Here is a 9,132-nt window from a genome sequence, read left to right as displayed (position 1 = left end):
GCCGAGACGGTGGGCCCGACCGTGGTGCGGTCCGGACCCGGAGCGGACGCGCCCGGCGTGAGCAGGCTCAGAGCGGGGATCCTGCTGCCCGTCACCGGACGGTCCGGGGACTTCCTGGCCGTCCGGACCCCCTGCCTGGAGGGGGTCTGGGTCTCGGCGTCCGACGTCCGGCTTCACCCTCCGGCCCCCACCCCCGGCCTGACCGGGTTGGGCAGCGCGACCTTCGTCCTGGACCCCGGTCACGGCGGCATCGACGCGGGCGCGGTAGGCCCGGGCGGCCTGAGGGAGAAGGAGGTCAACCTGGCCATCGCCGCCCATCTGGCCGACCTGCTCCGGGAGGCTCCCGCCCTCGAAGGGATGCCGGAGCGGGGACACGGCGCACCCCGGGTGTTCCTCACCCGCGACTCGGATCACTTCGCGACGCTCGGCTACCGGACGGCACTGGCCAACGCGCTGAACGCCCACGCGCTGGTCTCGATCCACAACAACGCCGAGCCCGACGGCCCGTCGGCCCAGCCGGGGACGGAGACGTACTACCAGGTGGCAACACCGGGGTCGCAGGGGTCGAAGCGGATCGCCGGGCTCGCCCTCGAGGAGATCAGGGGCGCCCTCACCCCCCTCGGGGGGCCTTGGATGTCCGACACGGACGCCGGCGCGAAGTACCGCCGGAACTCGCGGGGCGGCGACTACTACGGGATCCTGCGGGGGGCCCAGGTCCCGTCGGCCCTGCTCGAGATCATGTTCATCTCGCACGCGCGGGAGGAGGCTCTCCTGCGCCGCGCGGACGTACAGCGCCTGACGGCCAACGCCATCTACCGGGCCCTGGTGAGGTACGCCACGACGGACGACCCGGGGTCGGGGTTCGTGGAGCCGTACCCGAGGGGGACCCCGGCGGGCGGAGGCCGGGTCCAGTGCGTGGACCCGGCCTAGACCCGCGGGCGCTACGCGCGCGCGCCGCGCTTGTTGAACTGCCGGTAGATGAGCAGGAGCAGGACCGCCCCCAGCACGGACATGATGAGACCGACCGTGTAGTCCTCACCGAACAGCGCCCGGCCTATCAAGCCTCCGATGAACGAGCCCGCGATACCGAGCAGGATCGTCATCGGGATGCTCATGGGGTCTCGGCCCGGGACCAGGAGCCGCGCCAGGGCGCCCGCGATGAGCCCGATCAGGATCAGACCGATGATGAATCCGAGCATGCATCCCTCCCTCTTCGGGTGATCTTCGACCCCCAGCCTCTCCCCTACGGCGCCGGATCTGAAGCATCTGAGGTCACCAGGGCGGCCACGGGACCTGGGGGCCGGGACCCGGGAGGGGGAACCGGCGGGTCACGATGAGGGTCCGGACCCGGTCCAGGAGGGCGTCGATCTCGGCCTGGGTCAAGAGTTCGGCGAGCCGGTCCGAGCCGGCGCCGCGGTCGTGGAACGCCTCGAGGTCGGCGAGGAGCGCGTCGGGGATGGGGTCGGAGGCGAAGGCCCAGATGACCGTCCGCACCTTGGGCTCGGTGTGGAAGGTCACGCCGTGGTCCACCCCCCACAGGCGCCCGTCCGGGTCCAGCAGGCAGTGACCCCCCTTGCGGTCGGCGTTGTTGATCACGTGGTCGAACAGGGCCAACCGGGCCAGCTCGCCCGGATGCTCGTCCAGGTAGGCCTGCAGGTCCGCATCCGAGTCGTGATCGACGTACAGCTGCAGGGCGCCCAGGCCGGCGGGTCCCTCCCGCAGCACGGTGGGGGGCACCAGCCCCCACCCGAGCTCGTCGTCCACGACCCAGGCGGCCTGCTCGCGCAGGCACAGCGTTCCGTCGGGGAAGTCCCACAGGGGTCGCTCCCCGCGCTGAGGCTTGTACACGGCGTGGGCGCAGAGCTCTCCGTCGTCGACCGTCGTGAGCAGGGTCGCGTTCGAGGCCATCGGCAGCAGGCCTACGATCTCCATCTCGCCCTCGGCCAGCAGGCTCAGGGCGCGGTCGCGGTCCACTACCGGAACTCGCCGATCTCGCGGTGTCCGTTCTGGGCCGGGCAGACGTGGCCCTCCGGTTCGATGGGCTGGCCGCAGAGCCTGCACCGGGGACGCCCCTGCGCCACGATCTCCACCCCCCGGGCGGCCAGGGACCGCATCCGCTGCCTCGCGACCCAGAACCGGACGTTCGTCCCGGAGTCGTCTCCCAGGAGGTCGGCGATGTCCCACTCCTCCTCCGGGTCGTCGTCCTCCTCGTCGTCGTCGTCCTCGTCCTCGTCGGGAGGGACGAACTCCTCGCACTGCAGGAGCACGAGGTCGCGCTCGGCGTCGTAGCCGAGCGCCATCTGCCCGACCCGGAAGAGCGGTTCGAGCGGCTCCTGTAGCTCGGGAGCGGGGTCGGCGGTGGCCTCCGCCCCCACCACCCTCTCCTCGCCCAGCCGGATGAGGAGGGCCTGTACGTGCCGGGCCAGAGCGTCCACCTGCTCCTTCTCGACCAGGAGGGTCACGACGTCGTCACCGATCGCGGCCTGGATGAAGAAGGTCCGTTGTCCGGGCTCCCCGACCGCGCCGGTCGTGATCCACGAGACCGGCTGCACCTCGAACGGCTCGCTCATGGGGTCCTCCCCCCGGGCCGGGAGGCGGCGTACGGGCTGAGATCGCCCGTGTCGCCCAGGCGAAGGAGGCGCGGGAACATGTCGCCGAACCCTATAGCGGTCACCGAGGCGGGCAGGACGTCGAGCCGCTGGAAGAGGTCGATGTGCATCCCGAGGTAGTGGGCGGCGACCGCCTTGATCACGTCCGCGTGGGAGACGAGCGCGACGACCCCGGACCGGTGCGCCGACCTGATCTCCTCGACCGCGGCCACCGCCCGGGACTGCATCTCGAGGACGCTCTCACCCCCCGGGAACCGGGCCTGGCTGGGGAGCAGCTGGACCGTGCGCCACAGCGGCATCTTTCGCAGCGTGGCGTACCGCTTGCCGTCCCACCGGCCGAACCTCGCTTCTCCCAACCTCTCGTCCACCTCGACGGTCAGCTTCCGGCCTTCCGCGACCGCGTCCGCCGTGATGAGGCACCGGTCCAGCGGGCTCGAGTACAGGGCTCGCAGACGCACGGGACGCATACGGTCCGCCAGCGCTCTCGCCTGCTCGCGGCCCTTCTCGCTCAGGCCGACGCCGGGCGTCCACCCCGCGAGGCGGTCCGGGGCGAAATCGGTCTGGGCGTGGCGCACGAGCAGGACGATCTGCTTCACGTGCGACAGCCTACCCGTCCCCCGGTGACCGTCCGACCGGGCGGACGGCTACGGCCCCGGATCGGGGGCGCGGAGGTAGGGGCGTAGGGCGGCCAGGTCCCCCGAGCTCGCCCGGACGAGGGCCCTCACCCCCTCCGGCGTGTGGTCGGCCTGGACGACCCGGCCGTCGGAGTGCAGGCGGGCCATCAACGTCCCCTCCGTGTAGGGGACCACGGCCTCCACCTCGACCACCCGGTCGTCGAGGATCGTGTCGATCGCGGCGAGGAGGCGGTCGACGCCTTCGCCGGTGGATGCGGAGATCGCGTGGGCGGAGGGGAAGCGGCGCTCGAGGGCCGCGCGCTCTCCCTCCGGGAGCAGGTCCATCTTGTTCAGCGCCAGGACCCGAGGGGCATCGGTCGCCCCGATATCGGCCAGCACCTCCTCCACGGCCGCGATGTCGATCTCGGGATCGGAGCGGGAGGCGTCCACCACGTGCAGGAGGACGTGGGCTCCGACGACCTCTTCGAGGGTCGACTTGAACGCCTCGACCAGCCCGTGAGGGATCTTGCGTATGAACCCGACCGTGTCGGTCAGGACGATGGGACGCCCGCTGGGCAGCTCGAGCCGGCGGGCGGTCGGGTCGAGCGTCGAGAAGAGCTTGTCCTCGGTCAGGACCCCTGCCTGGGTCAGGTGGTTCAGCAGGGTCGACTTGCCCGCGTTCGTGTACCCCACCAGCGAGACGATCTCGATCCGCTCGGCCCGCCTCTTGCGGCTGAGCCGGCGCCGCTCCTCCAACGCGAGCAGGTCGCGACGGACCTTGTTGATCCGCCGCTCGATGCGTCGCCGGTCCACCTCGAGCTGCGTCTCGCCCGGCCCCCTCGTGCCGATGGGAGCCCGACCTCCACCGCCTCCGGACCCTCCGCCCCCGGCCGCTCCACCGATCCGCGACAGGGCCTGCCCCCAACCGCGCAGCCTCGGGAGCCCGTACATCAGCTGGGCCAGCTCCACCTGCAGCTTTCCCTCGCTCGAGTGGGCCCGCTGGGCGAAGATGTCCAGGATCAGGATCGTCCGGTCGATCACCTTCCCCGTGACCATCTCCTCCACGTTGCGGAGCTGAGCCGGCGAGAGCTCCTCGTCGAAGACGGTGGTGTCGGCGCCCAGCTCCCGGACCGAGTCGCTCAGCGACTGCGCCTTGCCCTTCCCGATGAAGGTGGCCGGGTCGGGACGGTCCCGGCGCTGGACGACGCGGCCGACGACCTCTCCGCCCGCGGACTGCACGAGCGCCTCGAGCTCGTCGAGGCTGCGCTCCACCGCGTCGGAGTGGACGCCCTCGAACTGGACCCCGACGAGCAGGACGCGTTCCGGGGGTGTGAGGACGGCGGTGTGCTGGGTCTCTTGGCGCTTCCGGGCCATGAGCACAAGTATGGGCCGTGAGGGGGGCCTCCGCCGCGCCCGATCCCCATCGGGGACCACTCGCCCAGCGGACCCGGCGCGACGCGCGGGGTTACCTCCCGAAGGCCTCCCTGATCCGGGAGAGCCCCTCGTCGAGCCGGTCGTCGGGGAGCGTGAGAGAGAAGCGGACGTACCCCTCGCCGTGCTGTCCGTAGCCGGACCCGGGGGTTATGGCCACGGCGGCGTCGTCCAGCATGCGTGTCGCGAACCCGGCCGAGGTCTCGCCGTCCGGCACCGGTACCCAGATGTAGAAGGAACCCTTCGGGGCCGTGGCGTCGAGGCCGCAGGCGCGCAGCGCCTCGACCGTGCGGTCGCGACGTCCGGTCAGCACCTTCAGCTGGGCGTCGAGGAAGTCACGGGGGCCCTCCAGCGCGGCTATCGACGCGCGCTGGATGGCGTTGAAGACGCCCGAGTCGAGGTTGGTCTTGAGCCGGCCCAGCGCCTCGATCGCCTCGGCCGACCCGCAGAGCCAGCCGAGCCTCCAGCCGGTCATGTTGTACGTCTTGGACATGGAGTGGAACTCGACGGCGATGTCGGTGGCCCCCGGGACCTCGAGCACGCTCGGCGCCACGTACCCGTCGTAGGTGATCTCGGAGTACGCGGCGTCGTGGGCCAGCAGGATCCGGTGACGCCGGCAGAAGTCGACCGCCTCCTCGAAGAAGGCCAGGTCGCAGGTGGCCGAGGTCGGGTTCCCCGGGTAGTTGAGCCACAGGATCTTCGCTCGGTCGGCGAGGTCCCGGTCGATCTCGGAGAGCCGCGGGAGGAACCCGTCCTCCCGCAGGCACGGGACTGGGACCGGCTCCCCTCCGGCCAGCCGGGTGGACGTGTCGTACACGGGGTAGCCCGGGTCGGAGCAGAGCGCTACGTCGCCCGGGTCGATCAGGGCGAACGGGAGGTGGGCGATCCCCTCCTTCGACCCCCACAGGGGCAGGACCTGGGTGTCCGGGTCGAGCGACACACCGAACCGTCCCTCCATCCAGCCGGACACGGCGGCGCGGAACGCGGGCATCCCGAAGTAGGAGGGGTACTGGTGGGTGGACGGGTCCTCGGCCGCCTCCTTCAGCGCGTCGATGACGTGGGACGGGGTCGGGAAGTCCGGGTCCCCGACGCCGAACGAGATGACGTCGGTCCCCTGCGCCTTGAGAGCCGAGATCTTCCGGTCGATCTCGGCGAACAGGTACGGGGGCAGGTTGCGCACCCGCTCCGCCGCGTCGAACATGCCCGTCGTCACGTGGTCACCTCCGTGTCCAGACCGATCGAAGACAGCCAGCCCGCGCTGAGATCCCCCTCGTAGACCTGCTCGGCGGGTCCGGTCATGAGCACGGTCCCTTCCGGGGTCCAGTGGATGTCGAGGTCACCCCCGGGGAGCCTCACCCGCGTTCGGCGCGCGGCCCGGCCCTTGGAGGCCGCCGCCACCGCCACCGCGCACGCCCCGGTCCCGCACGCCTGCGTCTCCCCCACCCCCCTCTCCCAGACGCGCATGACCAGCTCGTCCGGGCTCTCGACGCGGACGAACTCGACGTTGGTGCGCTCCGGGAAGGCGTCATGGGTCTCCAGGCGGGAGCCGGTCCCCAGCACCAGGTCGTCGTCGAGGTCGCGGCCGATCTCGTCGACGAAGAGGACGAAGTGGGGGTTGCCCATCGATACCCCGGTACCGACCAGGGTCCCCTCGCCGGGGAGCTCCACCCCCACGTCGACCGCCGACCCGGTGCCGCTCATCGGGACGTCCTCCCTGGTCAGGGCCGGGATCCCCATATCGACCGTCACCATCCCGCGGTCGGCCAGCCGGACCGTCCTCGTTCCCGCGCCGGTGAGGACGGCCTGCTCTCCGTCCGGGAGCCGTCCGTCGTCGGAGGCGAGCAGCGCCAGGCAACGGATCCCGTTCCCGCACATCTCGGCCGGGGCGCCGTCGGAGTTGTAGTAGTCCATCCGAAGGACGGCGCCGGACGCGGCCGTCTCCCCGTCACCCTCGGGCCCGAGCACGCGGATGACGCCGTCGGCCCCCACCCCGGTCCGTCGGTCGCACAGGGCGGCCACCGCCCGGCGGGGGAGGCGCCCAGGCGCCCCGAGACGGCCCTCGTAGTCGCGGAGCATCACGAAGTCGTTCCCGAGCCCGTGCCACTTGGCGAACCGCATGGGGCCAGAGTACCGGGAACGTCGGGCAGGCCGGTGGCCCGGAGACCACGTCCAGGCCCTCCGACCTGCGGCTTCGGCAAGTGCCTTGTATGCCCGCCGTTCCGGTGTGAGGATGTGCCCGCTGTTGTTGATGTGACTGGGGTTAACCACTGAACGGAGGTGTGTTGATGGCCTGGAGGAGGCCCGTCCACCTGGTCTCGAACGGCGAGCCGCAGGCCCAACCCATGGCGGTGCAGGCTGAGTCGCTCTCCGTCGAGGCCCAGGACGAGTTCGGCATCGACCAGAGCACGGCGGAGTTCCCCGAGATCAAGATCGTCGCCCGGCCCGACCCCGACCTCGTACCCGCATCCCGCCGCGACCTGCAGACGTTGGGCGACCACGACTGGCACGACGAGGCCAACCGCAGGCGCGCCGCCGGGCACCTCACGCGCCTCGAGTCGGCGCTCGCCAAGGGCCGCACCCGACGGGCCGAGAAGGCGCGGGCGGCGTTCATGGCGACCGTGCACGCGGACCGGATCGCCCGGGCCCGGACGGTCGCCCGGGAGCACGGCCTGCGGATGGACCGGGCCGGGCGCGGACCGGTCCTCGACCACCCCGTCATGCACCACCAGAGGAGGATGTCCTGGCGGATCTACCCGCTCGAGGCCTACCACGGGATAGAGCTCCCGGACCGCGCCCGACGCGTCATGCGCACGTGGGAGGCGGAGGCAGGCGTCTTCGACCGGTACTACCTGGCCGACGAGGTCCCCGACCTCAGCCCCCAGGCGACCGAGCGCCTGGTGACCCTGCGCGCCGCCCGCACGGGCACCGACGCAGCCCGCACGGCCGCCTCCGCCACCACCCGGGGAGCCACGCGGGCGGCCGCGCGCGCCGCCTCCCTCGCCGGAAGGCTGACCCAGGCGCTGATCAGCGCTCCCGCCCAGGCGGGAGCGGCCACGGCGAACGTGGCCGTACGTCCGGACCCGTGCCTCATAGGCGTGATCTCCGGCGACGGGTCGGACGGCGACTGGTTCATCCTCGACCGGTGGCGGCACTGAGATGTCCAAGACGCTCGTGCCCCGACGCATGCGGGCCACCCGGCTCGACTTCGACGGCGGCCCCTGGGTGGGGGGTTACCCGCTCTCCTGGTCGAGCCCGTGGGCGGAGCTCGCCGTGGCCGCGGTGGGAGGACTGCTGCTCGGCCTCTACGTCCTGCCCGACCCGGCTCCCATCCGCGCCATAGGCATGGTCGGCTGGGCGGTCGCCGCCCCCCTGGCCGCCGTCGCGTCGATCGGAACCTGGATGATCGACGGCGTCCTGCGCTGGCCCCTGGGCGCCGGGAGCCTCGGACCCCTGGGCTGGGCGGTCCTGTCGGTGGCCATCGCGGACCTGCTCCAGGCGGTCCTGCCGCTCACGTTCGGCCGGCGGGTCCTGGCCTCCGCGGCGGGCGGCCCGGCCGGAGCGTTCCTGCTCATCGGCGGCCTGTCCCTGCTGCCCTGGCACCTGCTCCCCTGGGCGGGATGAGCCGGCTTGACCACTACCGGCTCCTAGGCGTCACCCGGGGGGCATCGGCGGAGGAGATCGCGTCGGCGTACCGGACCCGCGCGCAGGTCTGCCATCCGGACCGTCTCGCGGGCGCGCCGGAACCCGTCGTCCGGGCCGCCTCCGACCTGATGGCGCTCCTGAACGAGGCGAGGGCCGTCCTGGCCGACCCGGTGCAACGGGAGGCCTACGACGTCCCGCCCCCGACGCAGCGCGTGCCGGACCAGGCGGCGCCACCGCGACCCGCCCCGCGCTACGTCCCGCTGAGGGTGGTGCCCGACCGGATCGTGTCCCGCAGCGTCGTGCCAGGCACCCCGGTGGTGGTCGTCGTCCGCTTCGAGTCCCCGGTCCCCCAGGACGCCCGGCCCCGCGTGCGCGCGGCCGACCCGGCCATCGTGATCGAGAGCGACCTGCTGCACGGCTCGTCGAGACGCGCTCAGGTGAAGCTGCGCATCCAGACCAACCTGCTCGCCGAGCACAAGCGGTACACGATGGACCTCGCCGCCGAGTGGGGCACGGCCATCGGGCTGGTCTCCCTCGACGTCGAGACCGCGGAGCTGCAGGCGTGGGACGGCGACGAGCCCGCGCGCAAGCGTCACCCGTCGGCCCGGTCGCGACGGGTGCCCGGGAGCCAGAGGCGCCGGGACCTGGTCGGCTGGCTCATAGGCGGGCTGCTCCTCCCGGTCCTGACCGTCGGGTGGGCCCGCGGTCACCTCCCCGTCGGGGCGCCGCCCTGGTCGGCGTGGGCGCAGCTGGCGGCGGCGCTGGCGCTCCTGGCCGGCCTGTACCCGCTCGTGGTGACGCGGGGGTTCGGGCGGGTGACGGTACACGTGGCGGGC

The 9,132-nt window shown here is 72.4% G+C and carries 11 protein-coding genes; 4 read left to right on the top strand and 7 right to left on the bottom strand.

Annotated features, from left to right (window positions below; genetic code table 11):
- A partial coding sequence (locus VM840_07605; protein ID HVL81439.1) for an N-acetylmuramoyl-L-alanine amidase occupies positions 1–930 on the top strand: 930 nt, incomplete at its 5' end.
- An 11-nt stretch (positions 931–941) separates the two neighbouring features.
- Here VM840_07605 and VM840_07600 read toward each other — a convergent pair.
- From VM840_07600 to dapF, 7 genes are all read right to left on the bottom strand, one after another.
- A complete protein-coding gene (locus VM840_07600) occupies positions 942–1,199 on the bottom strand; it encodes a GlsB/YeaQ/YmgE family stress response membrane protein (GenBank protein ID HVL81438.1) in 258 nt (85 codons plus the stop codon).
- A 73-nt stretch (positions 1,200–1,272) separates the two neighbouring features.
- Entirely contained in the window at positions 1,273–1,974 is a 702-nt protein-coding gene (locus VM840_07595) for an SCO1664 family protein (protein HVL81437.1), read from the bottom strand.
- Positions 1,974–2,570 (bottom strand): DUF3090 family protein, encoded by a 597-nt coding sequence (locus VM840_07590; protein HVL81436.1) that lies wholly within the window; start codon positions 2,568–2,570, stop codon positions 1,974–1,976. The genes VM840_07595 and VM840_07590 overlap by 1 nt, the downstream gene beginning before the upstream one ends.
- Positions 2,567–3,205, bottom strand: a complete 639-nt coding sequence (locus VM840_07585) for an MSMEG_4193 family putative phosphomutase (GenBank protein ID HVL81435.1) — start codon at positions 3,203–3,205, stop codon at positions 2,567–2,569. Before VM840_07585 ends, VM840_07590 begins: the two co-directional genes overlap by 4 nt.
- 48 nt (positions 3,206–3,253) lie before the next feature.
- Positions 3,254–4,597, bottom strand: a complete 1,344-nt coding sequence (gene hflX / locus VM840_07580) for a GTPase HflX (GenBank protein HVL81434.1) — start codon at positions 4,595–4,597, stop codon at positions 3,254–3,256.
- 91 nt (positions 4,598–4,688) lie between these two features.
- A complete protein-coding gene (locus tag VM840_07575) occupies positions 4,689–5,855 on the bottom strand; it encodes an LL-diaminopimelate aminotransferase (GenBank protein ID HVL81433.1) in 1,167 nt (388 codons plus the stop codon).
- Between the two features lie 8 nt (positions 5,856–5,863).
- The gene (gene dapF / locus VM840_07570) at positions 5,864–6,772 is read right to left on the bottom strand and encodes a diaminopimelate epimerase (protein ID HVL81432.1); all 909 of its coding nucleotides are present in this window, start codon (positions 6,770–6,772) and stop codon (positions 5,864–5,866) included.
- Positions 6,773–6,939: 167 nt separating this feature from the next.
- On the opposite strand from dapF, the gene VM840_07565 reads away from it, so the two are divergent.
- From VM840_07565 to VM840_07555, 3 genes are all read left to right on the top strand, one after another.
- The gene (locus VM840_07565) at positions 6,940–7,809 is read left to right on the top strand and encodes a hypothetical protein (protein HVL81431.1); all 870 of its coding nucleotides are present in this window, start codon (positions 6,940–6,942) and stop codon (positions 7,807–7,809) included.
- A gap of 1 nt (position 7,810) precedes the next feature.
- Positions 7,811–8,275, top strand: a complete 465-nt coding sequence (locus VM840_07560; protein HVL81430.1) for a hypothetical protein — start codon at positions 7,811–7,813, stop codon at positions 8,273–8,275.
- Positions 8,272–9,132: J domain-containing protein (locus VM840_07555; GenBank protein HVL81429.1), on the top strand; the 861-nt coding region annotated here is incomplete at its 3' end. The genes VM840_07560 and VM840_07555, both read left to right, overlap by 4 nt.

It is taken from the genome of Actinomycetota bacterium (assembly GCA_035540895.1).
Classification (GTDB): Bacteria; Actinomycetota; JAICYB01; order JAICYB01; family JAICYB01; genus DATLFR01.
This window is presented reverse-complemented; position numbering and strand designations above follow the sequence as displayed.

What these genes read in the sequence shown, in the direction of transcription:
- VM840_07600 (HVL81438.1), bottom strand. Translation starts at nt 1,199, where the DNA reads ATGCTCGGATTCATCATCGGTCTGATCCTGATCGGGCTCATCGCGGGC.
- VM840_07590 (HVL81436.1), bottom strand. Translation starts at nt 2,570, where the DNA reads ATGAGCGAGCCGTTCGAGGTGCAGCCGGTCTCGTGGATCACGACCGGC.
- hflX (HVL81434.1), bottom strand. Translation starts at nt 4,597, where the DNA reads ATGGCCCGGAAGCGCCAAGAGACCCAGCACACCGCCGTCCTCACACCC.
- VM840_07575 (HVL81433.1), bottom strand. Translation starts at nt 5,855, where the DNA reads ATGTTCGACGCGGCGGAGCGGGTGCGCAACCTGCCCCCGTACCTGTTC.
- dapF (HVL81432.1), bottom strand. Translation starts at nt 6,772, where the DNA reads ATGCGGTTCGCCAAGTGGCACGGGCTCGGGAACGACTTCGTGATGCTC.
- VM840_07565 (HVL81431.1), top strand. Translation starts at nt 6,940, where the DNA reads ATGGCCTGGAGGAGGCCCGTCCACCTGGTCTCGAACGGCGAGCCGCAG.
- VM840_07560 (HVL81430.1), top strand. Translation starts at nt 7,811, where the DNA reads ATGTCCAAGACGCTCGTGCCCCGACGCATGCGGGCCACCCGGCTCGAC.